Raw genomic sequence first — 26104 nt, 5'->3', positions numbered from 1 at the left:
CTGATGGCCCGCCGTGCCCTGGTCGAACGCGAGAAGCGGCGCGCCGAGCTCAGCGCCCGCCACTTCGAGCGCCGCGCCGAACTCAAGCGCCTGATCTCCGCCCCGGCCACCGCGCCGGACGTCCGCGCCGAGGCCGTGCGCCGCCTCGGCGCCCTGCCCCGGGACTCCAGCCCGGCCCGGCGCCGCAACCGCGACATGGTCGACGGACGGCCGCGCGGGGTGCTCAGCCGCTTCGGGCTCTCCCGCATCCGCTTCCGTGACATGGCCCGCAACGGCGAGCTGCCCGGCGTCCACAAGGCGTCCTGGTGAACGGCCTCATAGGCGGCTCCGGCGCAGCTGCCGCGTGATGGTGGGGTCGGTGATCCGGTCGTCCGCGGCGAGCATGACGGCCTTGGACAGGATCACCGACAGCACCGGATCGTCGTCGAACGGCAGGCTGAGCTTCTTGGCCGGCCCCCGGTCCGCGACGATGCACAGATAGGCGTCGTCCGGCTCCATCAGGATGTTGCCCGAGCCGAGATGGATCCGGTACGCCCCGAGCGTGCCCGCCACCCGCAGGAAGCGGTCCCGTAGTTCGCACCGGGGGCCGATCGCGAGCCGGGGCAGCAGCCGTTCCAGCGCGTCCCGGCGCATTTCCCCGCGCCCGGTCAGCTCGCCGAACGACGCGCTCGCCCAGTAGTCGTGGAACCGGTCCTCGCCGCGATCCTGCCACGCGTCATCGGCGGCGATCGAGGTCACGCCGACGAACAGGTCCACGTCGCGCATCGCCTCGCTGAACACCAGCGGCGGCACCTCGCTCAGCTCGACCGGCGCCCACGCGCGGCCGTCCCGCCGGCCGAACCGGACCTGGTCGGTCGCGCAATACACCTGCTCCCAGGTGCTCGACTCCACCCAGTCGTGGAGGAAGACGGCCTGCCACTCACCACCGCCCAGCTCCTTCTTGGCCTCGCCGCAGTAACCGCCGTCCCAAGGGCCCAAATAGTTGCTGGCCCAGCCGCGCTCGCGCATCAGCGCGGCCGTCTGCCGGTAGTACAGGATGTGCGCCGCGAACCGGTTCGAGTAGATCCGTGTCTCCTCCTCCGCCGGCGTCAACGGGTAGACCTCGCGAAACGCCTGCTTGACCGGCTGCCGCAGGTTCGCCGTGATCACCCGGCCGCGCCACCGGGCCACCTCGGCCGTCCCGGCGGTGGCCGGATGCCAGAGCCGCACCCGCCAGCCCGCGCCGGGCAGAGCGTCCATATCGGACAGTGTCCAGCCGTCGGTGGTCCGCTCGGGAATCCCGGACGTCCAGCTCGCGCCGTCCGGAGACGCCTGCCAGATCAGTGACCGCGCGGTGACCCCGGTGATCGGGTGCTCCAGATAGCGCCGCACCCAGGTCGCCCACTCCCAGAACCGGTCCTGGGAGAACAGCCCCTCCACCCGCAGCCGCTCGACGGCGAGCGACTTGTTGATCTCGGTGACGGTGGCGCGCGCCTCGGCCAGCGCGTCCTTCCACGCGGGTGGCACGGTGCGAAGAACCACCCCGTCCCGGTACGCGCGTAGGCGCGCCTTGCCGCCGGCAACCTCGACCATGCCCGCCGCACCGTCGCCCAGCGGCCAGGTGCGGCGGCCGTCGCGGTCGAGCTCGTGGTCGTCCACCGCGAGCTCGAGCGCCTCGCCGGGCGCCCAGCCACGCTCGCGGCCGATCCGGTCCAGGGCCGCGCGGACCCGCGGCAGCAGCAGCCGGCTGCGCACGGTCAGACTCAGCCGGGCCAGCGCACGGACCGGTGCGTCGCCCGGACGCGTCGCGAGCACCTCGACGATCGCCGTCGCGGCCATCGGCGTGACCATCTCCGCGCCACCCCGCCGGACGGGCGTCGCCACGACGGAGGCGACGTCGGCGAGCAGCGCGGTGCTTTCGTCGCCCGCCGTGCGCGACTGCAGCCAGATCAGCCCGCGCAGCAACGAGTCGTCATAGTCGTACGCCGAGCTCGCCGGGTTCCGGTGAGCGTCGAGGACCTTTGTCACGGCGTCGCGTGCTCGTGGCGAGGCGGCCAGCTTCTCGTCGGCCACCCGGAGCCACGACCGGGACGGGACCGGCTTGGACAGGCCCGAGGCGTACCGGAAAAGGTCGTGAATCTCGGCGGGTGCGTCGGGGCCGGCGAACCGGCGCAGCGGTGCGCCGACGATCCACGTCAGCCGGCGCCGATCATCCGGCGGCACCCGGGGGTTGTCGCGCAGGGCCCCGAACACGGCGTCCAACCGGCCTTCCAACCCCTCCAGCTCGGCCTGGTCGAGGGCGCCGGCGATCAGCGCGGGCACCCAGAACGGGGCGTCCGAGAGGGTCTCGCGCGGACCGGCGGCGAGCAGCAGGTCGAGCGCCCACTCCAGGTCGGCCCGGGTCCAGGCGGTACGCAGGTGATCGATGGCGAAATGGCGTCCGTAACCGGCGAACCGTGGCGAGTCGTGCGCCACCACGTGCTCGTGAATGAGCCGCAGAGTCGCCCGGCGAACCTCCGGTGTCTGAGCACCGAGCGCCGCCCCGGACCGGCCGTGCAGGATCTCGTCGGCGAGCAGGTCGCTCATCAGCCACCGACCAGCGGAGTCAGCCGGATGAACGACACGGCGTGCGCCTGCTCCAGGTCGATGACCTCGTCGAGATCCTCGACCTGCCGATCACCGACGATCATCACGTACGCGTTGCGCCCGAACCCGGCGCAGGCGATCTCGGCCTGCGCCTCCCAGTCCACCCGGGACCTGGCGGGATCGCTCGGCCGCACCAGCCCGCCGAAGGTGTCGGGCCGAGCCGGAGCGGCGTTGAACCGCGCCACCTCTTCGCGCACCCGCAGGCGCACCAGCTCGCGCGCGGTGATCCGCTCGGGCAGCCCCGGCAGCACCACCTCACCGATGGCGCGCCCGGCCATCGTCTCGTCGCGCACGATCACCTGGGCCATGACCAACTCCGTCCTTTGTGGTGCCGGAGATGATGCCGGAGGGGTACGACATTTTCGGCTGGAGCCCGGATTCGCGACAAACATGGGGCATTGGACAACCTGTCTCTTGACTAGTTGTCATGCCGTGCGGGAAGCTGTCCTCCGCGCCGATCGCAGGCGCGGAAAAGGAGGAACAGTGTCCCCCGAGACAGCAGTCCCGCGGGCGGCGCCGGCCCGCGATTTCGACGGCTTGTACAAGGCGCTGCTGGAGGCGCATCCGCGGGAGGCGCTACAGCTGTTGTGTGGCGCGCAACTCGACGGTGCGGAGGTGATCCTCGACGGGCCGACCGAGCAGCCGAGGCAACGTAGCCGCCAGCAGGACAAGGTGTTCGTGGTGCGGTTCGGTCATGACGTGCCGACCGACATTTATCACGTGGAGATCCAGGTGCAGCGCACCGAGGATTTCGAGGAGCGGATGGTGGCCTACTGGGCGTCGATGGCGCTCAAGTACCGCCGCTCGGATCACCGGATCCATCAGTTCGTGCTCTGGCCGCTGGGCAGGGGATATCCGGGCCGTTTCAGCCGTGACCAGGTCCGGCTCGATTACCGGTCGATCAACGTGCCCGACGATCTCAACCCCGGTGTGCTGCTGGCCAGCCCGCTGGCGCCGCTGGCTTTGTGGTCGCAGAAACCGCCGGGTGACCTCGTGGAGCGGGTGGTCGATCGGATCGCCGCGACCAGCGCGTTCGAGGAACGGCTGGTCCAGGTCGAGCTGGGTATGCTCGTGGGAGGTTCGCTCGCGGTCCAGGTTCTTGAAGCATTGCGAAGGAGAGGCATGAACGACGTTCTCGAGCAAACGGAATCGGGCCGCGAGATCGCTCGCCGAAACCGCGAGCAAGGCCACGAGCAAGGGCTGGAACAGGGCCGGGAACAGGGTCGCGAGCAGGGCTTGGAGCAGGGCCACGCCGACGGGATGCGGGCGCTGTTGCGGGCGCGATTCGGCGAGCTCACCGACCTGGACGACCTCGCCCGGCGGCTGGCCGAGCGCGACCACGACGGGAACATCGCTCGCATCGTCGCCGGCGCGACCTTGGCGGAGCTGCGCTCCGACGAGTAACTAGCCATTCCGCTGCGCCGCCGAGATGGCTGGTGAGGTGGCGGCGCTCTGGCGCGACATCGCGGAATGGTTGCGCCGGAATGCGCCGGCCTCGGCGGCGGAGATTCGTCCGCCCGCCTCCGACGCCCGGATCGCCGAGGTCGAGGCTGCGGTCGCCCGGCGCTGGTCGGTTATGCCGAGCGCCGGGGGCGGCGCTTCGCCGGCTATGACGTGGACACCCCGATCTTCCAGGCCGAGGTGACCCCGGAAGGCGAACTGGAATGGGCCGAGACCGAGGCCGTCTCAGAGAGCTGACGCGAGACGCTCACCCCGGAGCCCCACGCAATCATGGGCCCAGAAAACGTCGGAATACACAAACGTGCCCACCATCCATTCCTCGTACGCGGACAGCTTGGCAACCTGAAACGTCCCGGGCGGGTAGCACAGTGTCGGCGGACGAAACCCCGCCGCGGTGGCGTCGGCGAAGCCCCGCTTGCCGTAGTAATGCGGCGAACCCTCGAGGAACACCAAGGGGATACGCGAGCCGTCGGCTTCGGCGAGGGCGCTTGCCACGAGCCGAGTGCCGATTCCCCGGCCCTGAAACTCCGGCAGCACACCGAGCGGCGACAGCGAGAACACATCCACGAGCCGCGGCAGCGCGTCCAGTCGACAGGCGCTGAGCATCACGTGGCCCACGACGCGATCCCCGACGACAGCGACAAGCGACAGCGGCCCAAGCGACGCCCTAGCCTCCCGCAGCGAATCGACAAGCCGGGGAACCCGATCGCCGTCCCCGAATGCCCGGGCGTGAACCTCCCGGACGGCAGCGTGATCCCCGTCCCGCTCGTGCCGGACAACCAGCTCACCAGCTCGGGGTGAAATCCCGTCCCGTGAATCCACGGCGTCAGGCTAACGCCGCATCCACAAGGGCGCGACGCGATTAACGCATGCGCGCGAGGCACTGGTCCGGCAGCAGGAACCAGCGCAGCTTCTCGAACGCCGGCGGCAATTCCAGATGTACGCCGTCGGCCGGGTCGGGACGGCTCTCCATCATCCGCCGCGCCTCGTCCAGATAGGTGGCCAGCACGTCCTCGCCCAGCACCGGCCGGCCGGGGAACACCGGAACCGTGCCGTCCTGGTTCAGCCGCAAATCCGCCAGCCGCAGCCGCGACGCCGCGAACCCGGCATGCGTCCACCGCCCGGTATGCGGATCGAACCGATAGTCCGGCAACAACCGTGCCCCGTACCGGGAGATCAGCGCGACCGCCTCGAGCAGATAGCCGACCGTCGTGTCCGAAAGAAAATAGGCCAGGTTCACCCGGGTCCAGCCCGGCTTGATGCCCTCCCAGCCCTCGACGATCTCGCCGCGGAACTCGCGCGAGCGGGCGTCGTCGATGCCGAGCAGACGATGCCCGTACGGTCCGGCGCACGAGCACCCGCTGCGCGCCTGGATCCCGAACAGGTCGTTGAGCAGCGCCGCCACGAAATTGTGGTGCAGCGGGACGTCGCCGTGGCGTACCTGGAAAGAGACGATGGGCAGGCGATCCGCGTCGAGCGAACCCAGGATGTCGATGCCGTCCTCGGTGCTCCAGCGGGCGCGCAACCGCTCCCACAGCTGCCGCTCGCGGACGCCGATCAGCTCGGTGCCGACCGCCTGCTTGACCGAAAACGCCAACCCGGCCCGGATCGACTCGACGATCGCGGGGGTGCCGCCCTCCTCGCGCGCCACCGGATCGTCGAGGTACCGGTGGCCGGTCGGATCGACGAACTCCACCGTGCCGCCGCCCGGGACGACCGGCACCCGGTTCTTCATCACGTGCCGGTTCACCACCAGCACGCCGGGGGTCTGCGGGCCGCCCACGAACTTGTGCGGCGACAGCAAGATCGCGTCCTTGTCCGTCATCGTGATCGGCACGTACGGGCCGGCCGCCGCGTAGTCCCACACCGACAGCGCTCCGTGTTCCCGCAGGAGCCGGGAGATACTCACCGTGTCGGTGAGCACTCCCGTGACGTTCGAGGCGGCCGAGAAGCTCCCGATGCGCAACGGCCGATCGGCGTACGCAATCAGGGCATTTCGCAGCGAACGCAGGTCGACATGACCGCCGGCGTCCAGTTCGATCTCGACGACGTCGGCGATCGACTCGCGCCAGGGGAGCTCGTTGGAGTGATGTTCGTACGGCCCGACGAAGACGACCGGCCGTTCCGATCGCGGGATGTGCGCCCGCAGCCGATACCGATCGTCGAGCCCCTCCGGGATACGGATGCCCAGGATGCCGACCAGCTTGCTGACCGCGCCGGTGGCCCCGGAGCCGCAGAAGATCACGACGTCGTCCGGCCCGCCGCCGACCGCGTCGTGGATGATCGTGCGCGCTTCCTCCCGCAACGACCCGGTTTGGGCGCCGGTCGCCGACGCCTCGGTGTGCGTGTTGGCGTACCGGCTCAGCACCTGCTCGCGGATGAAGTCCTCGATGAAGTCCAGCGCCTGCCCCGAGGCGGTGAAATCGGCGTACGTGATCCGCCGCGGCCCGTACGGCCCGTCGAGCACCTGCCCCGCGCCGATCATGCCCTGCCGGATTCGCGCCAGCATCGGTGTGTCCATCGCAAGCCTCCCCTACACAGCATCAACGGAGCTCCGACCTGCGGGTTCACCCGGCCGGTCAGACTGCGATGGGCAGATCCGCCACCTACCGTGAGGTCATGGTGATCGAGGAGGCCCGGACGGTCGGCGATCTTACCGGGCGACTGTCCGATCGGTTACGCATGCTGATGCCTGCGGGCTTCCGGCGCTCGGCCTTGACGGCGGCGCTGTCCGAGGCGTTCGGCGGCTCCGAGGCCCCCGTTGACGCCGCCGCGCTGCGTGACATCGAGACCGTGGCGCAGCGTCACTCCCGGCATATCGAGCTTCGCTTCACGTCATCCGATCAAGATCAACCCGAGCTTCCCGGGTGGCCGCCGCCGGATCGGGCGGAGATCCAGGCGAAGGCCGCCGGGTTTTCCGCCGTACGCCGGTTGCCCGGCACGTGCCTGGTCCGGCTCGACTCGCTGGAGTCGTTGAGCCTCGCCCAGCCGTACATAGCGGCCGCCGCCGCGCTGGCCGTCGGCGCCCCGGCCCTGATCCTCGACCTGCGCGCCAACGTCGGCGGCGACGTCGCGACCGTGGCCGCGCTGGCCGGTTGGCTGCTCGGCGACGACTCGCGGCAGCTCTGCGAGGTGATCTACCAGACCCACCGCCGGCAGTGGTGGACGCCGTCGCTCCCGCTCGGCACGGCGTACCGGGGAGAGGTGGCGGTGCTGGTCAGCAACCGCACCTACTCGTCGGCCGAGGCCTTGGCGTACCACTTGTCCGTGCGCGGCCGCGCGACGGTGATCGGCGAGACCACGCGCGGCGCGGCCGACCACATCGTGCCCGTGCGGCTGGCGCGCCGCGTGCTGGCCTTCCTGCCGGAGGGCGAGGTCCGCGACTCGGAGACCGAGGACAACTGGGAACAGACCGGCGTCATCCCGGACGTGGTGTGCCCGGCGGACGAGGCGTTGGACCGCGTCATGCCGCAGAGCGGGTAAGGCGGGCGACGCGCCGGACCGACCCGTCGGGCTATCGGGTAAGGCGGTCCAGAGTGCGCTGCCCCATCCGGCTCATCGGCGGGTTCGTCTCGCGGTAGTACCAGACGACGCCCATGGCCTGCTCGAACGCCCACGCCCGCCCGCGCTCCCACTCCAGGTCGTCGCAGCCCAGCCGCTCCCGGAAGGCCTGCCGCGGCCCGTCCTCCAGCAGGTGCCACGCCGCGACCAGATCCAGCGCCGGATCCGCCACGCCGAGGCCGCCCACGTCCAGCACCCCGGCCAGCCGGCCCCCGTCCACCAGCACGTTGCCCGGAATCAGATCGCCGTGCGTCATCGTGTCAGGCCCCGCGCCGCGCGGCAGCTCCCGCAGCCGTTGCCACATCCGGCGCAGCCCGTCCCGGTCATGGTGGCGCAGGCACGTCGCCATCCACTCGTCGTGGTCCGTCAGATCCCCGCCGCGCCCGTGCCCTCGAAAGGTGCGCCCACGAGGATCCAGCGCCCGCACATCAACGACAAAATCGGCCAAATCCCTCCCGTACGCCTCGGAGCCGCCCGGATCAAGCTCGGTGGCGACCACCCCGGGCAGCCAGGTCTGCACCGACCACGACATCGGATACCCGAAGCCGGGCGCACCGATCACCACCGGCTCGGGCGTGGCGAAGCGCGTGCGCCCGTTCAACTCCCGAGCCGCCTCCGCCTCGGCCTCCAGCGTCTCCCGCGCGGTAGGGCGCAACGGAAACCGCGCGGTCAGCCGGTCGCCGACCCGGAAGATCGCGTTGACCGTGCCGTGCCGGCCGACCCGCTCGATCGGCAGCCCCCGCCATCGCGGAAATTGAGCGTCCACGAGCGCCCGGACCGTCCCCGGGGCCACCTCGATCTCGTCGTCATGCATCGGCACGCGGCCACCCTGGCCCGCGGCCGCACCCCGCGACAACCGATTTACCAGTCCATCCACCCGTCGAGCGTGGGCTTGCGCAGGTACGGCGGCTCGTCGTAGCCGACAGCGGTCAGCCACTGTTCCGGCGGCACCACCCGGTACCCGATCCCGGCCAGGTGGCGGACGACGGTCGGCATGTGCAGTGCCCCGAAGACGACCGCCACCTCCATGTCCTCGGCGGCGAACTCGGTGTCGATCTCGCGCAGCACGCCGAGGAGGAGGTCCTCCCGCTTGACGTCGCCGGCATCCCGTACGACCTCGGTCTGGTCATCGATGTCGAGTTTGGTCCTGGCGAGCCAGTCCCGGTCGCCGGTGAGGGCCATGTGCAGCGCGAGGATGGGCGTCGCCACGGTCGCGTTCAGCCGTTCCGCCCGCGACATCCGGCGGTCCGGGCTCGCGTCCGGCGCCAGGTAGTCGTCCGGGAAGATGATCGGTACGCCGAGCGCCGCGTAGTCGATGTCCTGCGCGACCAGGTCGCGGCTGGCTCGCTGGCGGGCGAGGCGCATGGCGTTCGCGTACGCCATCCCGGTCGAGCTGGGCCCGTCCCAGATCTCGGCGACGACCGCCTGGCAGGAGCGCAGCCGCTGCCAGATCGCCCAGTAGTAGTCGGCGTGCCCCATGTGGATCGTCGGGATGATCACCCAGCGCAGCCCGCCGGCGGGCCGCCGGAACGTGGTGACCGACGTCCGGAAGCCCATGACGCTCATCTCGGTCAACCGCATGCCGACAGGGTAGGAACCCGCCACCAGCCCAGGGTGATCGGCCGACTACGCCGCAGGTGCGCACTGGTTTCTCTGCTCGCCGGCGACCAAAGTGCCAGGAATGCCGACCACACATGCCGACCCTCTCGGGGACCGTGAGACCCCGCGGCCTGCCGTGGAACTGATGCTGCGCAACCTCCCCGACCACCACCGCGAGATCATCGTCGCGACGTACTTCCAGCGCCGGACGACCCGCGAGGCGGCGCGGCTGCTCGGCCTGACCCCGGCACTGGCCTCCGCCCGGCTCTACCGCGCGATGCGCGACCTGTCCGCGATGCTCGCCGCTGACCACCCGAGGATGCCGCTGACGTAGGACAGGCCCGGCCGGGCCGCGAGATCGGCGACGCGGGGGCGTTGACCGGCTGGGTTCGATGATCTTCAATGGCGGGGCCGGAATCGCACAGGAGGTGCCCGCGTGATTCTCCCCTGACTGCCGCCGATCGACCCCTCAACATCCGACCCCTGCTCATGCTGGACGTCGTCCACGAGATGATGCTCAGCGAGGACTGGCCGCTGCGGGCGGTGTCCGTGGTGTTCGAGAGCCATTCCGATCCGGCCGCCCGGTTCAGCTTCTACGGCGGTCGCCGACCGTCTCGGCTTTCGCAGCCTCGCCGACATCGCCGCCGCCCGGTACCCGCCGCGCGTGTCGGTGCGGGGCTCGCTCGACGCCGCGACAAGCATCTCGGTCGATGTGGTCCTGCGGGCGGACGGCCTCAGCCTCGCCGACATTGTGGGCTGGGCGGGACGGTGAGCTACGACCAGCCGATGCCGATGCGCGACCGCATCGGCCGGCTCGCGGACGGCGAGAAGCTCTTCATCGCCACTGAGGGACCCCGTTGATGCGCGATTGGGGTTATGCCACTACCCCCGGTGAAGGGCCTCGAGGTTTGCGGATCCGAAGGGCGCCATGCTCTACGCGTCCCATGATGTGGGACCTACATCCGTTGGGCGGGATTGGCGACCACATCGTGGCTGCGCGTCCGCGATGTAGGATTGACGTCCACTGTGGAGATAATTTCCTCCCGCATTGCGGCTTTTGTTCAACCGCTTCTCCCGGCGTTTGGTGGACCTTGGAGATTTATGGCTCGTATGCGGGCTCGTATGTGGGCGCAACTCTCCAAGGTTGCGAGAAAGTCCAGGATGTGGTCGGGATCGCCACATAGTGGGAGCGCGGACGCCGCAGCCTGAACCCGAACCTGAGCCGGCGCAACAAGCAGGAACGAGGGCAGGCCCGAGCCAGGCGTACAAACCGGCTCGGGCCCGACAAATCCGAAAAATCGCGAAATCTGGAGCTGGATGCCCGCTTGCGTGGCCGCGGCCACCCCTTTACATCGCGGCGGTCAACGGCACCACGTCCGGCGCCCCCAACCGCATCGCATCCGCTGTCTCGTCGTCCACCTGCTCCTGCGAAGCCCGCTCGGCCTCGACCCGCAGCCGATAGTTCTCGACCTCCTTGGCGGTCTGCTCATCGGTCCACCCCAGCGGCCCCGCCATCAACGCCGCCGCCACCGGAGCAGCCGTCAGCCCCCGATCAAAGGTCTCGATCGAGATCCGGGTACGCCGCGCCATCACATCTACGAGGTGCCGGGCGCTTTCATGGCTCGCCGCGTACAACAACTCGGCCCGCAGATAGTCGTCCGCCCCCTCGACCGGCTCCCCGAGGCTCTTGTCCTCCTTGACCAGATCGAGCACCTCGTGCACGAGCGTCCCGTACCGGCCGAGCAGATGCTCCACCCGGGCCACGTGCAGCCCGGAGTCGGCGGCCAGGATCCGGCGGCGGTTCCACAGCGCGTGGAAGCCCTCCGCCCCCAGCAACGGCACGTCCTCGGTCACCGACGGCGCCACGAAACGGCCCAGCCCGTGCACCGCGGCGTCGACCGCGTCCTTGGCCATCACCCGGTACGTCGTGTACTTGCCGCCGGCCACCACGACCAGGCCCGGAACCGGGCTGCCCACCAGATGCTCGCGGGACAGCTTCGAGGTCATGTCCGACTCGCCGGCCAGCAGCGGCCGCAACCCGGCGTAGACCCCCTGCACGTCCGACCGGCTCAACGGCGTCTGCAGCACCTTGTTGACGTGCTCCAGCAGGTAGTCGATGTCGGTGCTGGACGCGGCCGGATGCGCCTTGTCCAGGTTCCAGTCGGTGTCGGTGGTCCCGACGATCCAGTGCCGTCCCCACGGGATCACGAAGAGCACGCTCTTCTCGGTCCGCAGGATCAGCCCGGTCTTCGACTGGATCCGGTCGCGCGGCACCACCAGGTGGATACCCTTGGACGCGCGTACGTGGAATTGCCCTCGCTCGCCGACCAGTGCCTGGGTGTCGTCGGTCCACACCCCGGTCGCGTTGATCACCTGCTGGGCGCGGATCTCGAAGGTGCGGTCGTGCTCAAGATCATGCACCCGTACGCCGGTGACCCGCTCACCTTCGCGCAGGAAGCCGACGACTTCGGTCCGGGTTACGACATGAGCCCCGTACGCCGCCGCGGTGCGCGCCAGGAACATCGTGTGGCGCGCGTCGTCCACCTGCGCGTCGTAGTACTGGATCGCGCCGACCAGCGCGTCGCTCTTCAACGCGGCGCACTCCTGCAGCGCGCCCCGGCGCGTCAGGTTCCGGTGCCGGGGCAGGTGACCGTTCCAGGCCATCACGTCGTACATCGTGACGCCCGTGTTCACATAGACGCGTTCCCACATCCGATGGTTGAGCGGATAGAGGAACTTGACCGGCCGGGCGAGGTGCGGCGCGAGCCGGGACAGGATCAGTCCCCGCTCGTGCAGCGCCTCCCGGACCAGCCCGAAGTCCAGCATCTCCAGGTAGCGCAGACCACCGTGCAGGAGCTTGCTGGACCGGCTCGACGTGCCCGAGGCGAAGTCGCGCGCCTCGACCAGGCCGACCGACAGGCCGCGGGTGGCGGCGTCGAGCGCAGTGCCCGCGCCGACCACCCCGCCGCCCACGACCAGCACGTCGAGCTCGGCGCCGGCCAGCGCGGCCAGCGCCGAGTCCCGATATTCCGGTGAGAGTGCCGACATCAGCAGTGGTTTCCTTTCGGTTCAGCCGTGCGAACTCAACTCACCCAACATCTACCCAGTCGAGCGTGCGTTCCACGGCCTTCTTCCACTTGCCGTACCCCTCGGTGCGTTGTTCGTCGTTCCATTGCGGCGACCAGCGCTTCGATTCGTTCCAGTTGTCCCGCATCTCGTCGGTCGACTTCCAGAAGCCGACCGCCAGGCCCGCGGCGTACGAGGCACCCAGAGCGGTGGTCTCGGCGACCACCGGCCGGCTGACCTCCACGCCGAGGACGTCCGCCTGGATCTGCATGCACAGGTTGTTGGCGGTGATGCCGCCGTCCACCTTCAGCACGTCCAGGTGCACGCCGGAGTCCTGCTCCATCGCCTCGGCCACGTCGCGGCTCTGGTAGCAGATCGCCTCGAGGGTGGCCCGGGCCAGGTGCGCGTCCGTGTTGAACCGGGACAGGCCGACGATCGCACCACGCGCGTCGGACCGCCAGTACGGCGCGAACAGACCGGAGAACGCCGGTACGAAGTACACGCCGCCGTTGTCCGGCACCGACGACGCCAGCGACTCGCTGTCCGCCGCGGAGGTGACGATGTGCAGCTGGTCGCGCAGCCACTGCACGGCCGAACCGGTGACCGCGATGGAGCCCTCCAGGGCGTACACGGGATCGGCCTCACCGAATTTGTAGCAGACGGTGGTGAGCAGCCCGTGCTCCGACCGCACCAGCTCGTTGCCGGTGTTGAGCAGCATGAAGTTACCGGTGCCGTACGTGTTCTTGGCCTCGCCGGGGGAGAGGCAGACCTGACCCACCATGGCCGCCTGCTGGTCGCCGAGGTCGCCGGTGAGCGGTACCTCGCCGCCGAGCGGGCCGGGGAAGCGGGCCATGCCGTACGTCTCGGGGTCGCTCGACGGACGGATCTCCGGCAGCATCGACCGCGGGATGTTGAAGAAACTGAGCAGCTCGTCGTCCCATTGCAGCGTCTCGAGGTTCATCAGCATCGTGCGGCTGGCGTTCGTCGCGTCGGTGACGTGCCGGCCGCCGTCGATCCCGCCGGTCATGTGCCAGAGCAGCCAGGCGTCGGTGTTGCCGAAGATCGCGTCGCCGCGCTCGGCCGCCTCGCGGACCCCCTCGACGTTCTCCAGAATCCACTGGATCTTGCCGCCGGAGAAGTACGTGGCCGGTGGCAGGCCGGCCTTGCGGCGGATGACGTCACCCCGGCCGTCCCGGTCGAGGGCCGAGGCGATCCGGTCGGTACGCGTGTCCTGCCAGACGATCGCGTTGTAGTACGGCCGGCCGGTGGTGCGGTCCCACACCACGGCGGTCTCGCGCTGGTTGGTGATGCCGATGGCGGCCAGGTCGGTCGCCGAGATGTTCGCCTTCTGCATCGCGGTGCGGATCACCGACTCGGTCCGGTCCCAGATCTCGATCGGGTTGTGCTCGACCCAGCCGGCCTGCGGCAGGATCTGCTCGTGCTCGAGCTGGTGGCGGGCTACCTCGTTGCCACCGTGATCGAAGATCATGAAACGGGTGCTCGTCGTGCCCTGGTCCACTGCGCCGACGAAGTCAGCCACGGTTTGCCTCCACGTTCGTAGTCGCTGTCGGCACGGCCTCGGTCAGCGGCTGGCCGCCCTTCTCCGGGATCTCGCCGGGCTCGATCGCTCCGGCCTGACCCAGGAAGCGGCCCACCAGGACCTGGTAGAGGCCGGCACCGACGAGACCGCCGATGATCGGTCCCACGATCGGGATCCAGAAGTAGAGATATCCTGTCTGATCCCGGAATGCTCCGCCGTACCCGGTGAAGAAGCTGGCCAGCCGCGGGCCGAAGTCACGAGCCGGGTTGATCGCGTAGCCGGCGTTGGTGCCCCACGCCATGCCGATGCCGACCACGATCAGGCCGATGATGAACGGCGCCAGGTTGGACAGCGGGGGAGTACCGGCCGCGTCCGTGATCGCCAGGATCAGGAACAGCAGGATGGCGGTACCGATGATCTGGTCGCGGAACGCGCCCCACTCGCCGACCGGCAATGTCCCGTTGCCGGGAAGCGTGGAGAAGACGCCCTGCGTCTTGATCGTGTGACCGGGGTCGACCGCACCCAGGACCTCGGTGTAGTTCCAGCGCACCAGCAGGGCGGCGACGAACGCGCCGACCGTCTGCGCGACGATGTAGGGGGCCACCTTGCGCCACTCGAAGCCCTTGAAGGCAGCGAGCGCGATGGTGACCGCGGGATTGAGGTGGGCGCCGCTGATCCGCGCCGCCACATAGACACCCATCACGACGCCCAGGCCCCAGGCCCAGGAAATGCTGTCGTGGTCTCCGATGCCGCCGGCGACAACCTGCGCCACGACACCCACGCCGAAGAGGATCAGGATCATTGTCCCGGCGAACTCGGCGGCCAACTCGGCCCAGAGCCCCGAGAACTTCAGTCGTGCTGCCATGTGCCCTCCTGAAGCTAGATGCTCACCGACGCTAAGTAGCTAGCCGGGCACGGACAATGAACTGCGTTCGGCATTGTCGAACAAATGTGACTGGACCTCGTCATTCATCGGCATAGAGTTCGAAACATGCCGGGCACAGTCCAGTCCATCGAGCGGGCCGCCGCGGTCCTGCGCCTGCTCGCTGGCGGTGCCGGCAGCCTGACGCTCGGTGAGATCTCCCGGTCGCTCGACCTCGCCAAGGGCACCACGCACGGCATCCTGTCGACCCTGAAAACCGTCGGATTTGTGGAGCAGGACCGCATTTCGGGCCACTACCACCTCGGGACGGCGCTGCTGCGGCTGGGCACCAGCTATCTCGACATCAACGAGCTCCGGTCCCGATCCATCAACTGGGCCGACCCGCTCGCGGCCCGCACCGGCGAGGCGGTCCGCATCGGCACCGCCCTGGACGACCAGGTGCTCATCGTGCACCACGTCTTCCGGCCCGACGACACTTTCCAGACACTGGACGTCGGGTCGCTCCTTCCCATGCACGCCACCGCAATCGGAAAGGCATTACTGGCATATCGGGCGGCGGGGGCCGTACCGACCAAGGTGCTGGACAGGTTCACCCGCCGCACCATCATCGCGCCGCGTGCTCTCGCGGCCGAGCTGAAGCTGATCCGCGAGAACGGCTGGAGCGCCGAGGTCGAGGAGCTGACACCGGGGGAGGCAGCCATCGCCGCGCCGATACGCGGCCAGGGCGGCCTGGTGGTCGGCGCCATCGGCATCTTCGGGCACGTCGAACGGATCTGCGACAGCCACTACGAACCGCGGCCGCGCCTGGTCGCCTTCGTCCGCGACGCCGCCCGCGCGGTGTCCCGGGATCTCGGAGCCGCCCGCGGCTGAACGACCTGGGGGGAACATCCATGACCGAGCGCTACGTCGTCGCCATCGACCAGGGCACCACGTCCACGCGGTGCATCGTCTTCGACCGCAACGGTCAGCTGGTGTCCCTTGCCCAGCAGGAACACAAGCAGTATTACCCGAAGCCCGGCTGGGTCGAGCACGACGCCATGGAGATCTGGCGCAACGTGGAACGGCTCGGCCCGGAGGCGCTGCGCCGGGCCGGCATCGGACCGGAGCAGGTCGCGGCGGTCGGCATCGCCAACCAGCGGGAGACCACACTGCTCTGGGACCGCGCCACCGGCCTGCCGGTCGGGCACGCCGTGGTCTGGCAGGACACCCGCACCGACGCGCTGGTCAACAGCATGAGCCTGACCATCGGAGCGGATCAGGTACGCCACGACTCCGCGCTCCCGTTCGCCACGTACTTCTCCGGGCCCCGCGTCGCCTGGATGCTCGCCCAGCAGCCCGGCCTGCGCGAGCGGGCCGAACGCGGCGAGGTCCTGTTCGGCACGATGGAGACCTGGCTGATCTGGAAACTCACCGGCGGGCTGCACGTCACCGACGTGACCAACGCCAGCCGCACGATGATGATGGACGTGCACACGCTCGACTGGTCGCCGTCGTCGCTCGAGTTCTTCGGCGTCCCGAAGGCCATGATGCCCGAGGTACGCGCGTCGATCGGCGTGTTCGGCAAGGCCACCTCGGCATTTCCCGGCGTACGCATCGGGGCGGCGCTCGGCGATCAGCAGGCGGCACTGTTCGGGCAGACGTGCTTCACACCGGGCGAGGCGAAATGCACGTACGGGACCGGAAGCTTTTTGCTCCTGAACACCGGCGGCGAGTTGATCCGCTCCACGCACGGGCTGCTCAGCACGGTGGCCTACCAGATCGCGGGCGAACCGGCGGCCTACGCGCTGGAGGGGTCGATCGCCATCACCGGCTCGCTGGTGCAGTGGTTCCGCGACCAGCTCGAGCTGATCGCCAGCGCGCCGGAGATCGAGACCCTCGCGCGGACGGTCGCGGACAATGGCGGGTGCTACATCGTGCCCGCTTTCTCCGGTTTGTACGCCCCGCACTGGCGCAGTGAGGCCCGGGGCGTGATCGTGGGCCTCACCTCGTACATCACCAAGGGTCATCTGGCCCGCGCGGTGCTGGAGGCGACGGCGTGGCAGACCCGCGAGGTGGTCGACGCGATGAACGCCGACTCCCGGCTGACCCTCAAGACGCTGAAGGTCGACGGCGGGATGACCGCCGACAACCTGCTGATGCAGTTCATCGCCGACGTGCTCGATGTTCCCGTGGTACGCCCGTTGGCCGCCGAGACGGTGTCCCTCGGCGCCGCCTACGCGGCCGGGCTGGCCGTGGGCTATTGGCCGGACTTGGAGGGTTTGCGCCGCAATTGGCACCGCGCCGGCCAGTGGCTGCCGACGATGGACTCGGAGCTGCGCGACACGGAGTACGGCAACTGGCAGCGGGCGGTCGAGCGCACCTTCGACTGGATCAAGCAGCCGCGCTAGCGTTCACACGGTGACGAGCGATTACCTGAGTCTGCCTCCCGACCTGCCGATTCCGGCCGACGACGGCGCCGCGGCGCACCTGCCCGGCATGGCGATGCCCCGCGTCACGCTGGCCGGCACCGGCGGCGAGGCGGTCGCTCTCGACGACCTGGGCAGCCGCCGGACGGTGATCTACCTCTATCCGATGACCGGCCGGCCCGGCGTCGCCACGCCCGACGGATGGGACGAGATCCCCGGGGCGCGCGGCTGCACCACGGAGGCGTGCGACTTCCGCGACCACCACCGCGACCTGCTGTCCGCGGGCGCCTCCGGGGTCTTCGGCCTGTCCAGCCAAGACACCGACTACCAGCGTGAGGCGGTCGAGCGCCTGCACCTGCCGTTCCCGATGCTCGCCGACCCCGACCTGTTGCTGGCCCGCGCCCTGAACCTGCCGACCTTCGAGGCCGGCGGCATGCGGCTGTACAAGCGCCTGACCCTGATCGTCCGCGACGGCGGCATCGAACACGTCTTCTACCCGGTCTTCCCACCCAACGAACACGCCGGCCAGGTCCTGGCCTGGCTCCGCGAGACCGCTCATTGACTGATCTCTATTTAACTGGCAACAATCTTTCCGGTAAGTGCGAATCCCCAGCCGGAAGGTCCCCCCGATGCCCCGACCCCATCCCCGAACAGCCCTGGCCCTGACCGCGCTCCTAGCGGCCGGATTCACCGCGACCCCCGCGCAAGCCGCGCCCGCGGCCACCGTGCAGGCGTGGTTCAGCTCCGAATCCCGTACGGCCGGATATGAACCGAAGAACGCCAACTGGTACACCAGCCCCGCCACCGGGCTCGCCGGCACCCCCTACCAGCTCAGCAAGCAGGCCGACATCACCACGACGGCGGCCGGCGGCACCGCGACCATCACCGTCGACACGACGCAGAAGTTCCAGACGATCCTCGGCGTCGGGTCCTCCCTGGAGGAGTCGACGATCTTCAACCTGTCCAGGATGTCCGCCGCGGGGCGCGACGCGGCGTTGCGGGCCCTCGTCGACCCGGTCAACGGCGCCGGCTTCAACGTCGCCCGGATCACCTTCGGGACCAGCGACTTCACCTCGCACGACTTCTACACCTACGACGACGGCGCGGCCGACCCGTCGCTGTCGCGGTTCTCGATCCAGCGCGACCTCGACTACCGGATCATCGACACGCTCAAGCAGGCGCGGAGCATCAACCCGAACCTCAAGCTCTTCGCCAGCGCCTGGAGCGCCCCGCCGTGGATGAAGACCAGCAACAACATCATCGGCGGCAGCCTGCTCAGCCAGTACATTCCGACGCTGGCCACCTACTACCGCAAGGCGATTCAGGCGTACGCGGCGCAGGGCATCCCGCTCTACGGCCTCACCCTGCAGAACGAGCCGCTGTTCGAACCCGCTGACTACCCGGGGATGCTCGTCTCGGCGGCCCAGGAGAAGCAGCTGGCCGCCGCGCTGCGCACCGAGCTGACGAACAACGGCCTGGGCGCCACCAAGATCTGGGCGTTCGACCACAACTTCTCCGAAGGGTCGAGCTACGCCGCGGGCGTGGGCAGCGCGAACATCGACGGATTCGCGTTCCACGACTACGCCGGCGACCCGAGCGCGATGGCGACCGTGAAAGCCGCCTTCCCGGACAAGGACGTGCTGATGACCGAGCGCTCGGTCTGGGGCACCGCCGGCGCGGACCGGATCGTGCAGTACTTCCGCAACCAGTCCACCCTGTACGAGGGCTGGGTGTCGATGCTCGACCAGAACCGCTCGCCGGAACGCTGGTCCGGCTCGCCGGATCCGACGATGCTGGTGCAGAGCGCGTCCAGTCCGGACACGTTCTGGAAGCTGCCGGACTACAACATGGTCGCCCAGTTCTCCAAGTTCGTGCAGCCGGGCGCGAAGCGGGTCGCGAGCTCGGCGGGCAGCAACGTGGCCTTCGTGAACCCGGACAACTCGCTGGTCACCGTGGTGGTCAACCAGGGCACGGCGAACCAGACCGTGACGCTGCGCGCGGGGAGCCGCCAGTTCACCAGCACGCTCCCGGCGAAGACCACCGGCACGTACGTCTGGGCCGGCGCCGGTGATGCGGGGGCTGCTCCGGGGCGTACGGGAGCAATTGTGGGTTATGGCGGTAAATGCATCGACGTGGCCGGAGCGTTGAGCCAGAACGGGACCGCCGTTCAGCTCTACACGTGCAACGGCACAAATGCCCAATCGTGGACGGTCGGATCCGACGGCACCGTCCGGGCGCTGGGCAAATGCCTCGACGTCGCGGGCGCGCAGGCGGTGAACGGGACCAAGGCCCAGATCTACGACTGCAACGGAACGGCCGCGCAGCAGTGGACCGCGGGCGCCGACGGGACGCTGCGGTCGCTGGGCAAATGCCTGGACGCGACCGGTCCGAGTTCGGCGGACGGGACCAAGTTGCAGATCTGGGATTGTTTCGCCGGTGCTAACCAGCGGTGGACGCTGCCCGGCTGAGACCGCTAACAGGACCCGCGTGAACAGGGCGTTCACGCGGGTCCTTCCTGGACCGTAACATTTTCTTGACAACGTTGAATGTTAACCTTAACAATCGGCTGAACCCGAGAGCCGTCCCCCTAGGACACCTGCACCACGTCGGCTCGCGGCGATCTCTGAAACGTTTCGCACAGCAACGTGAAGGGCTCGCTCATGGAACGCCGTACCCTCCTCAAAGGCACACTCGCCGGTCTGGGAACCGCGGCCCTCGCCGCCTGTTCCTCACCAGTCGGCGCCGGTCTGGCCGGCACCCCGCTCGATCCCGGCACCGTCGACTACTGGAATCTCTTCGGTGGCGGCGACGGTGTCCGGATGACCCAGATGGAAGACGGGTATCGCCAGGCGAACCCCGATTCCAAGCTCCAGGCGGTCACGCTGGCCTGGGGCAATCCCTACTACACCAAGCTCACCCTGGCGACCGTCGGCAACAAGCCGCCCAATGTGGCCGTGTCGCACCTGACCCGGATGAAGACGCTGCAGTCCGCCGGCCTGCTCGCCGAGCTGCACCCGGAGGACCTGGGCCGGCACGGCATGAGCGCCGAGATGTTCAACCAGCGGGCCTGGCAGGCCGGGCTGGTCGACAACCGGATCTACGCGATCCCGATCGACACCCACCCGTTCGTCCTGTTCTACAACACCGACATCTGCGGCAAGGCCGGGCTGCTCGACGAGGCCGGCCAGCTCAAGCCGATCGCGGGGCCGGACGCCTTAGTCGACGCGCTCACCAAGGTCAAGCAGGTCACCGGCCAGTACGGCGCGACGCACGGCATCAACGGCGACTCGGCCACCCCGTGGCGGCTGTTCCAGACCCTCTACGCCCAGCTCGGGGGAGAAGTCCTCGCCGACAACGGCACCCGCGTGGTGTTCGACGATGCCAAGGCCGGCCAGGTTCTCGACTTACTTCACGAAATAACCGTAGAAAAAGCACTGATGCCCGGCAGCATCGACTACCAAGGGGCGATCGCGCTGTTCGCCTCGGGGGCGGCGGGCTTCCACCTCAACGGCGAATGGGAGATCACCACCTTCCAGACCGCCAAGATGCCGTTCAGCATGACGTTGGTGCCCAACGTGTTCGGCGCGGGCGGGCAGTACGCCGTGCAGGCCGACTCGCACACGCTGGTCATCCCGCGCGGCGGCACCCGCGACAAGGCGCAGCTCGACCGCGCGCTCGGGTTCATCAAGTCGATGCTCGACCAGAGCATGACCTGGGCCGAGGGCGGGCACGTGCCGGCCTGGCTGCCGACGGTGCAGTCCGACGCGTACAAGAAGCTGACGCCGCAGTCGAACTACGCGGCCGCCGCCGACGCCGCGGTCTACGACCCGCCCGGCTGGTACTCAGGCTCGGGCTCCGACTTCGAGATCCTCATGAGCTCCGCCGTGGCCGGTGTCGAAGCCGGCCAGCTCTCCCCGGCCGCTGCGATCAGCCAGGTCCGGACCAAGCTCTCCGACCTCGCCAGCGCACCTTCGCCGGTTTAGGGAGGCATGTCCCATGACAACCATCGTCGAAACAGTCTCACCCGAGGTCGCGCCGGTCACCACCACGGAACGCAACACCCAGCCCGGTCACACCCGCCCGGCGCTGCTGATGCTCGCCCCGTTCCTGATCCTGTACGTGCTTTTCATCATCGGTCCCACGCTCTACATGGTGCTGATGAGCTTCTTCGACGGCAGCCTCACCGAGTCCGGCCTGGGCAAGTTCGGCGGCTTCGGCAACTACGCGGAGGCGTTCGGCAGCGCCGACTTCTGGTCGTCGATGTGGCACACGCTGTGGTTCACCATCCTCACCACGCCGCCGCTGGTCGTGCTCGCGCTGTTCTTCGCGTTGCTGGCCAACCGGGTGGCCCGCGGCCGCGCGTTCTTCCGGCTCGCGTTCTTCCTGCCGTACGTGCTGCCGTCCGCCGTCGTGGCGCTGGTCTGGATCTGGCTCTACACGCCGGAGATCGGCCTGCTCAGCAAGATCGTCACGACGTTCGGCTTCGCCGAGCCGAACTGGCTGGGCAGCCCGAGCCTGGCCATGTGGTCGCTGGCCATCACCACGGTCTGGTGGACGCTCGGCTTCAACTTCGTGCTCTTCCTGGCCGGTCTGCAGGACATCCCGCGCGATCTGTACGAGGCGTCCTCGATCGACGGCGCGACCCCGTGGCAGCAGATCTGGCGGATCACCATCCCGCTGCTGAACCGCACCACCGCCCTGGTGATCGTGCTCCAGGTGATCGCGTCGCTGAAGGTCTTCGACCAGATGTACATCATGACCTCGGGTGGCCCGAACTACAGCACCCGCTCGATGCTGCAGTACGTCTACGACCTGGGCTTCACCGACCTGCGCACCGGGTACGCCGCCGCGGCGTCCACGGTGTTCTTCGTGCTCGTCCTCGCCATCTCCACGGTGTGGGTCGTTCTCACCCGCCGCCAGGAACAGAGGTTCTGACCATGACGACCGTTGCCCCGCCGCCCGTGACCCAGGCCTCGATCGACCGCCGGACCAAGCTGTTCAACCGGATCTGCGCCGGCGTGCTCGTCGCGTTCGCGATCATCTGGCTGGTGCCCATCCTGTGGACCGTGGACACGGCGCTCAAGCCCAACGCCGAGACCACCGAGACGACCTGGCTGATCCACCATCCCACCCTCGAGTCCTTCCGTACGCTGCTGGCCCAGGGCGACGTGTGGAACTGGTACGCGACCAGCTTCATCACCTCGGCCCTGACCGCCGCCGCCACCGTGATCGTGGCCAGCATGGCCGGTTTCGCCCTGTCCCGGATGCGCTTCCGCTACCGGTGGCTGGTGTTCTGGTTCGTGCTGATCGGCATCATGATCCCGCAGCAGGTGCTGATCGTGCCGCAGTTCCGCGAGTTCAGCGCGTGGGGGCTGCTCAACACGTACTGGGCGGTGATCCTGCCGCAGATCCCGACCGCCATCGCCGTGTTCATCTTCAAGCAGTTCTTCGACGGGCTGCCCCGCGACCTCGACGAGGCGGCGCGGGTGGACGGCGCCGGCTTCTTCCGCACCTACTGGCGGGTGGTCATGCCGCTGAGCCGGCCGGTGGTCTCCGCGGTCGCCATCTTCACCTTCGTCTGGAGCTGGAACAACCTGCTCTGGCCGCTGCTGGTGATGTCGAACCCGAAGCTCATGACCATCCCGGTGGGCCTGGCCACCGTCCAGGGCACCTACGGCATCCGGTACGCCGACACGATGGCGTCGGCCATCCTCGGCGCGCTGCCGCTCGTGCTGCTCTTCCTGTTCTTCCAGCGCCGCATCGTCGAAGGCATCGCCGGAACCGGTCTGAAAGGCTGATACATCGTGCACCACGCCTCAGTGGCCATCGATCCCGCTCTCCCGCTCGCTCCCGTCGACCCGCGGCTCTACGGTTCGTTCGTCGAGCACATGGGCCGTTGTGTCTACACCGGCATCTACGAACCGGGTCACTCGTCGGCCGCCCCGGACGGCTTCCGTACCGACGTCGCCGACCTGGTCCGGGAGCTGGGAGTGCCGGTCATCCGGTATCCCGGCGGCAATTTCGTCTCGGGGTACACGTGGGAGGACGGGATCGGGCCGCGTTCCCAGCGTCCCCGCCGTCTCGACCTGGCCTGGCGCTCGATCGAGACCAACCAGGTCGGTGTCGACGAGTTCCTCGACTGGACCGCTCAGGTCGGCAGCCAGGCCATGATGGCGGTCAACCTGGGTACTCGCGGCGTCGACGCGGCCCGCAACCTGGTCGAGTACACCAACCATCCGGCCGGCACCTACTGGTCGGATCTGCGCCGGGCCAACGGTTATCCGGACCCGCCTTCGGTACGCCTGTGGTGCCTCGGCAACGAGATGGACGGCCCCTGGCAGATCGGGCACAAGACCGCCTACGAGTACGCCCGTCTGGCCGCCGAGACCGCGAAGGCGATGCGCCGCGTCGACCCGTCCATCGAGCTCGCCGCCGCCGGGAGCTCGCACCAGCGGATGCCCACGTTCGGCGCGTGGGAGGCGGAGGTGCTCGAGCACACCTACGACGTGGTCGACTACATCTCCCTGCACAGCTACTACGAGCAGTTCGGCGACGACCGCGACAGCTTCCTGGCCCGCGCCGCCGACTTCGACCGCTTCATCGAGTCGGTGGTCGCCACCGCCGATCACGTCGGCGCGAAGCTCGGCCGGACCAAGAAGATCAACCTGTCCATGGACGAGTGGAACGTCTGGTATCAGCAGCGGTTCCCGGGCGAGGACAACCTCGACTGGGGCGAGGCGCCGCGGCTGATCGAGGACACGTACTCGGTCACCGACGCGGTGGTGGTCGGCAACCTGCTGATCTCGCTGCTCAAGCACGCCGACCGGGTCAAGATCGGCTGCCTGGCGCAGCTGGTCAACGTGATCGCTCCGATCCGCTCGGAGCCGGGCGGCCCGGCGTGGCGGCAGGCCAGCTTCCACCCGTTCGCGCTGACCTCCCGCTACGGGCGGGGGACCGTGCTGCGGACGGCGGTCACCGCACCCACGCACGAGACGGCCGCGCAGGGCGACGTGCCGATCCTGGACATGGTCGCGCTGCACGACGAGGAGGGCGGCGGGGTCACCGTGTTCGCGGTGAACCGGGACCAGCGTCAGCCGGCGACGCTGGATCTGGACCTGCGGGCGTTCGGCGCGCTCACCGCGGGGGAGCACACCGCGATCGCCGACGAGGACCCGGACGCGGTGAACACGGCCGACCGGCCCGACCGGGTGAGGCCACACCGGCTGGACGACGTGAAGGTCACCGACGGACGGGCATCCGCCGTCTTGCCGCCCTTGTCCTGGAGCATGATCCGTGTAATGTGACGCGCCAAACCGGCTTTTTCGCGCGACCGCCGATTCGGCGGTCGCGCGGCTTTTTGCATGAGGGGTGCAAATGCGTTACGCGGTGTAGTGTCCATTACATTGATGACTGCTGAATTGTGCCGGGGATCTGGTACGCGAACGTTTCCGGATCGCCGAAACATCAACCGTTTCCACTATGGACATCAAGGCGAAGGTCGATGCAACAATACCCGCGTGAAGGGGTAGGTTTTCCCACGGCTCCCCGTGGGGAGGATCAGGTGACTGGAGCTTTGGACAGCGGTGGTTCGATTGTGCGCCGATTGCAGCTCGGCGCACGCCTGCGCGCGCTGCGGCAGGCCAAGGGCGTCACCCGGGAAGCCGCCGGGTACATGATCCGTGGGTCCGAGTCGAAGATCAGCCGGATGGAGCTCGGCCGCGTCAGCTTCAAGGAGCGCGACGTCGCCGACCTGCTCAAGATGTACGGCGTCGAGGACCAGGCCGAGGTCGACAAGCTTCTCGCGCTCACCCGCGAGGCGAACGCGCCGAGCTGGTGGCACAGCTACAACGACGTGACCGAGACGTGGTTCACCAACTACCTCGATCTCGAGCCGGCCGCCGAGCTCATCCGCACGTACGAGGTGCAGTTCGTTCCCGGCCTGCTGCAGACCGAGGCGTACGCGCGTGCGGTGATCATGCTCGGCCACAGCACCGCCGAGGACCGTGAGATCGACCTGCGCGTCGAGCAGCGGATGCTCCGCAAGCAGGTGCTGGAACGCCCGGACGCGCCGCGCCTGTGGGCCGTCCTCGACGAGGCGGTGCTGCGGCGCCCGATCGGCGGTTACGAGGTGCTGCGCGAGCAGATCCGCTACCTCATGGAGGTCGGCGACTCGCCGCACGTCCGGCTGCAGGTCATGCCGTTCGACAAGGGCGGGCACGCGGCGGCCGGCGGCGCCTTCAGCATCCTGCGCTTCCCGCAGCAGGAACTCCCCGACGTCGTCTACGTCGAGCACCTGACCAGCGGCCTCTACCTGGACAAGCGGGAGGACGTGGACGTCTACGCGGCGGCGATCGGCCGGCTGTTCATCGAGGCCGACCCGCCCAGCCGCACCGTCGAGATGCTCAAGCGCATCCTCGACGACCTCAGCGATCGCTGAGCGCGATCTCCACCGCGACGCAGGGGTCGGTCGTCGGGTCCTGCGCGTGCAGCGCGACCGCGGCCTGACCCGCGGCCGCGCGGAACAACTCCCGCTGCTCCGGCGGTAACGCCGAGAGCACGACCTCCTCGGCCGTGGCGACCCGCTGCTCGGCGTCGGCGAGGATCGCGCGGCCCTTCTCGGTCGCGATGATGCGCCGCACCCGGCGGTCCTTGCGATCCGGCACGCGCCGCAGCAGGCCGGCGGTCTCCAGATCGTCCAGCAGGTAGGTCAGGACGCTGCGGTCGATCACCAGCCGGGTCGCCAGCGCGCCCTGCGTCGGCGGGCACTCGTGCGCGACCACACCCAGGATGTGATAGCCGCGCGTGCCGTGCGGGATGTCCGCCAGCACCTCCTCGACGGCCTCGTGCCAGCGGCGCAGCACCAGGGCCAGCGACCAGCCCAGATTCACGCCCCGCGCGGCGCTCTCGATCGGCTCGGACATGCCCCCGATGGTAGCTCGATGTGTTGATCAACCCATATGTTGT

At 69.0% G+C, this 26104-nt stretch carries 24 protein-coding genes; 14 read left to right on the top strand and 10 right to left on the bottom strand.

What is annotated here, in order from left to right; all coding sequences use genetic code 11:
- The first annotated feature begins 3 nt into the window (after nt 1-3).
- A complete protein-coding gene (gene rpsN / locus HH310_RS12135; protein WP_169175573.1) occupies nt 4-309 on the top strand; it encodes a 30S ribosomal protein S14 in 306 nt (101 codons plus the stop codon).
- Nucleotides 310-315: 6 nt separating this feature from the next.
- Here the strand turns inward: rpsN and HH310_RS12130 are convergent, their stop codons facing one another.
- A complete protein-coding gene (locus HH310_RS12130; protein ID WP_169175572.1) occupies nt 316-2565 on the bottom strand; it encodes a DUF4132 domain-containing protein in 2250 nt (749 codons plus the stop codon).
- Complete coding sequence (locus HH310_RS12125; RefSeq protein ID WP_169175571.1) at nt 2565-2933, bottom strand: hypothetical protein; 369 nt, start codon at nt 2931-2933, stop codon at nt 2565-2567. Before HH310_RS12125 ends, HH310_RS12130 begins: the two co-directional genes overlap by 1 nt.
- Before the next feature lie 175 nt (nt 2934-3108).
- Here HH310_RS12125 and HH310_RS12120 point away from each other — a divergent pair, with 175 nt between their 5' ends.
- On the top strand, nt 3109-4029 hold the full coding sequence (locus HH310_RS12120; RefSeq protein WP_169175570.1) for a hypothetical protein: 921 nt from the start codon (nt 3109-3111) through the stop codon (nt 4027-4029).
- Nucleotides 4030-4311: 282 nt separating this feature from the next.
- Here HH310_RS12120 and HH310_RS12115 read toward each other — a convergent pair whose 3' ends face one another.
- Together HH310_RS12115 and HH310_RS12110 are read right to left on the bottom strand one after the other, a co-directional pair.
- The gene (locus tag HH310_RS12115) at nt 4312-4908 is read right to left on the bottom strand and encodes an N-acetyltransferase (RefSeq protein WP_312033997.1); all 597 of its coding nucleotides are present in this window, start codon (nt 4906-4908) and stop codon (nt 4312-4314) included.
- Nucleotides 4909-4948: 40 nt separating this feature from the next.
- The gene (locus tag HH310_RS12110; RefSeq protein WP_169175569.1) at nt 4949-6607 is read right to left on the bottom strand and encodes an aminotransferase class V-fold PLP-dependent enzyme; all 1659 of its coding nucleotides are present in this window, start codon (nt 6605-6607) and stop codon (nt 4949-4951) included.
- 98 nt (nt 6608-6705) lie between these two features.
- Here HH310_RS12110 and HH310_RS12105 point away from each other — a divergent pair, with 98 nt between their 5' ends.
- Nucleotides 6706-7569 carry a S41 family peptidase gene (locus tag HH310_RS12105; RefSeq protein ID WP_169175568.1) on the top strand — a complete coding sequence of 288 codons (864 nt, stop codon included), beginning with the start codon at nt 6706-6708 and terminating at the stop codon, nt 7567-7569.
- A gap of 31 nt (nt 7570-7600) precedes the next feature.
- Here the strand turns inward: HH310_RS12105 and HH310_RS12100 are convergent, their stop codons facing one another.
- Together HH310_RS12100 and HH310_RS12095 are read right to left on the bottom strand one after the other, a co-directional pair.
- Nucleotides 7601-8461, bottom strand: a complete 861-nt coding sequence (locus HH310_RS12100; protein ID WP_211192058.1) for an aminoglycoside phosphotransferase family protein — start codon at nt 8459-8461, stop codon at nt 7601-7603.
- Between the two features lie 47 nt (nt 8462-8508).
- Complete coding sequence (locus HH310_RS12095) at nt 8509-9228, bottom strand: hypothetical protein (protein WP_169175566.1); 720 nt, start codon at nt 9226-9228, stop codon at nt 8509-8511.
- Between the two features lie 100 nt (nt 9229-9328).
- Between HH310_RS12095 and HH310_RS12090 the strand changes: the two genes are divergently transcribed.
- Together HH310_RS12090 and HH310_RS12085 are read left to right on the top strand one after the other, a co-directional pair.
- The gene (locus tag HH310_RS12090; RefSeq protein ID WP_248293920.1) at nt 9329-9580 is read left to right on the top strand and encodes a sigma factor-like helix-turn-helix DNA-binding protein; all 252 of its coding nucleotides are present in this window, start codon (nt 9329-9331) and stop codon (nt 9578-9580) included.
- Nucleotides 9581-9735: 155 nt separating this feature from the next.
- Nucleotides 9736-10107 (top strand): hypothetical protein, encoded by a 372-nt coding sequence (locus tag HH310_RS12085; RefSeq protein WP_169175565.1) that lies wholly within the window; start codon nt 9736-9738, stop codon nt 10105-10107.
- 486 nt (nt 10108-10593) lie between these two features.
- Here HH310_RS12085 and HH310_RS12080 read toward each other — a convergent pair whose 3' ends face one another.
- Genes HH310_RS12080 through HH310_RS12070 form a run of 3 tightly spaced genes read right to left on the bottom strand, consistent with a single transcriptional unit; the run spans nt 10594 to nt 14717 of the window.
- Nucleotides 10594-12300 carry a glycerol-3-phosphate dehydrogenase/oxidase gene (locus tag HH310_RS12080; RefSeq protein ID WP_396027509.1) on the bottom strand — a complete coding sequence of 569 codons (1707 nt, stop codon included), beginning with the start codon at nt 12298-12300 and terminating at the stop codon, nt 10594-10596.
- A gap of 34 nt (nt 12301-12334) precedes the next feature.
- The gene (glpK, locus tag HH310_RS12075) at nt 12335-13852 is read right to left on the bottom strand and encodes a glycerol kinase GlpK (RefSeq protein ID WP_169175563.1); all 1518 of its coding nucleotides are present in this window, start codon (nt 13850-13852) and stop codon (nt 12335-12337) included.
- Nucleotides 13845-14717: an MIP/aquaporin family protein gene (locus HH310_RS12070; protein ID WP_169175562.1), complete on the bottom strand. Its 873-nt coding sequence runs from the start codon at nt 14715-14717 to the stop codon at nt 13845-13847. Before HH310_RS12070 ends, glpK (HH310_RS12075) begins: the two co-directional genes overlap by 8 nt.
- A 126-nt stretch (nt 14718-14843) precedes the next feature.
- Here HH310_RS12070 and HH310_RS12065 point away from each other — a divergent pair, with 126 nt between their 5' ends.
- From HH310_RS12065 to HH310_RS12025, 9 genes are all read left to right on the top strand, one after another.
- On the top strand, nt 14844-15605 hold the full coding sequence (locus HH310_RS12065) for an IclR family transcriptional regulator (protein ID WP_169175561.1): 762 nt from the start codon (nt 14844-14846) through the stop codon (nt 15603-15605).
- A gap of 20 nt (nt 15606-15625) precedes the next feature.
- Complete coding sequence (gene glpK / locus HH310_RS12060; RefSeq protein ID WP_169175560.1) at nt 15626-17122, top strand: glycerol kinase GlpK; 1497 nt, start codon at nt 15626-15628, stop codon at nt 17120-17122.
- 10 nt (nt 17123-17132) lie between these two features.
- Complete coding sequence (locus HH310_RS12055; protein WP_312033995.1) at nt 17133-17702, top strand: peroxiredoxin; 570 nt, start codon at nt 17133-17135, stop codon at nt 17700-17702.
- Nucleotides 17703-17769: 67 nt separating this feature from the next.
- Nucleotides 17770-19608 (top strand): ricin-type beta-trefoil lectin domain protein, encoded by a 1839-nt coding sequence (locus tag HH310_RS12050; RefSeq protein ID WP_169175559.1) that lies wholly within the window; start codon nt 17770-17772, stop codon nt 19606-19608.
- A gap of 192 nt (nt 19609-19800) precedes the next feature.
- Complete coding sequence (locus HH310_RS12045; RefSeq protein WP_169175558.1) at nt 19801-21123, top strand: extracellular solute-binding protein; 1323 nt, start codon at nt 19801-19803, stop codon at nt 21121-21123.
- 13 nt (nt 21124-21136) lie between these two features.
- Entirely contained in the window at nt 21137-22075 is a 939-nt protein-coding gene (locus HH310_RS12040; RefSeq protein ID WP_248293919.1) for a carbohydrate ABC transporter permease, read from the top strand.
- A gap of 2 nt (nt 22076-22077) precedes the next feature.
- On the top strand, nt 22078-22938 hold the full coding sequence (locus HH310_RS12035; RefSeq protein ID WP_169175557.1) for a carbohydrate ABC transporter permease: 861 nt from the start codon (nt 22078-22080) through the stop codon (nt 22936-22938).
- Between the two features lie 6 nt (nt 22939-22944).
- The gene (locus HH310_RS12030) at nt 22945-24444 is read left to right on the top strand and encodes an alpha-N-arabinofuranosidase (protein ID WP_396027506.1); all 1500 of its coding nucleotides are present in this window, start codon (nt 22945-22947) and stop codon (nt 24442-24444) included.
- Between the two features lie 299 nt (nt 24445-24743).
- A complete protein-coding gene (locus tag HH310_RS12025) occupies nt 24744-25577 on the top strand; it encodes a helix-turn-helix transcriptional regulator (RefSeq protein WP_248293953.1) in 834 nt (277 codons plus the stop codon).
- On the opposite strand, the gene HH310_RS12020 is transcribed toward HH310_RS12025, so the two are convergent.
- Entirely contained in the window at nt 25564-26061 is a 498-nt protein-coding gene (locus HH310_RS12020; protein WP_169175555.1) for a MarR family winged helix-turn-helix transcriptional regulator, read from the bottom strand. The two genes, HH310_RS12025 and HH310_RS12020, sit on opposite strands and share 14 nt — an antisense overlap.
- Between the last annotated feature and the right edge of the window lie 43 nt (nt 26062-26104).

This window comes from Actinoplanes sp. TBRC 11911 (genome assembly GCF_012933445.1).
Classification (GTDB): Bacteria; Actinomycetota; Actinomycetes; order Mycobacteriales; family Micromonosporaceae; genus Actinoplanes.
This window is presented reverse-complemented; position numbering and strand designations above follow the sequence as displayed.

Coding starts and splice junctions, on each gene's coding strand:
- HH310_RS12100 (WP_211192058.1), bottom strand. CDS start 8,461: ATGCATGACGACGAGATCGAGGTGGCCCCGGGGACGGTCCGGGCGCTC.
- rpsN (WP_169175573.1), top strand. CDS start 4: ATGGCCCGCCGTGCCCTGGTCGAACGCGAGAAGCGGCGCGCCGAGCTC.
- HH310_RS12105 (WP_169175568.1), top strand. CDS start 6,706: ATGGTGATCGAGGAGGCCCGGACGGTCGGCGATCTTACCGGGCGACTG.
- HH310_RS12040 (WP_248293919.1), top strand. CDS start 21,137: ATGACAACCATCGTCGAAACAGTCTCACCCGAGGTCGCGCCGGTCACC.
- HH310_RS12070 (WP_169175562.1), bottom strand. CDS start 14,717: ATGGCAGCACGACTGAAGTTCTCGGGGCTCTGGGCCGAGTTGGCCGCC.
- HH310_RS12085 (WP_169175565.1), top strand. CDS start 9,736: ATGCTGGACGTCGTCCACGAGATGATGCTCAGCGAGGACTGGCCGCTG.
- HH310_RS12065 (WP_169175561.1), top strand. CDS start 14,844: ATGCCGGGCACAGTCCAGTCCATCGAGCGGGCCGCCGCGGTCCTGCGC.
- HH310_RS12110 (WP_169175569.1), bottom strand. CDS start 6,607: ATGGACACACCGATGCTGGCGCGAATCCGGCAGGGCATGATCGGCGCG.
- HH310_RS12125 (WP_169175571.1), bottom strand. CDS start 2,933: ATGGCCCAGGTGATCGTGCGCGACGAGACGATGGCCGGGCGCGCCATC.
- HH310_RS12035 (WP_169175557.1), top strand. CDS start 22,078: ATGACGACCGTTGCCCCGCCGCCCGTGACCCAGGCCTCGATCGACCGC.
- HH310_RS12045 (WP_169175558.1), top strand. CDS start 19,801: ATGGAACGCCGTACCCTCCTCAAAGGCACACTCGCCGGTCTGGGAACC.
- HH310_RS12050 (WP_169175559.1), top strand. CDS start 17,770: ATGCCCCGACCCCATCCCCGAACAGCCCTGGCCCTGACCGCGCTCCTA.
- HH310_RS12130 (WP_169175572.1), bottom strand. CDS start 2,565: ATGAGCGACCTGCTCGCCGACGAGATCCTGCACGGCCGGTCCGGGGCG.
- HH310_RS12090 (WP_248293920.1), top strand. CDS start 9,329: ATGCCGACCACACATGCCGACCCTCTCGGGGACCGTGAGACCCCGCGG.
- HH310_RS12020 (WP_169175555.1), bottom strand. CDS start 26,061: ATGTCCGAGCCGATCGAGAGCGCCGCGCGGGGCGTGAATCTGGGCTGG.
- glpK (WP_169175560.1), top strand. CDS start 15,626: ATGACCGAGCGCTACGTCGTCGCCATCGACCAGGGCACCACGTCCACG.
- HH310_RS12095 (WP_169175566.1), bottom strand. CDS start 9,228: ATGCGGTTGACCGAGATGAGCGTCATGGGCTTCCGGACGTCGGTCACC.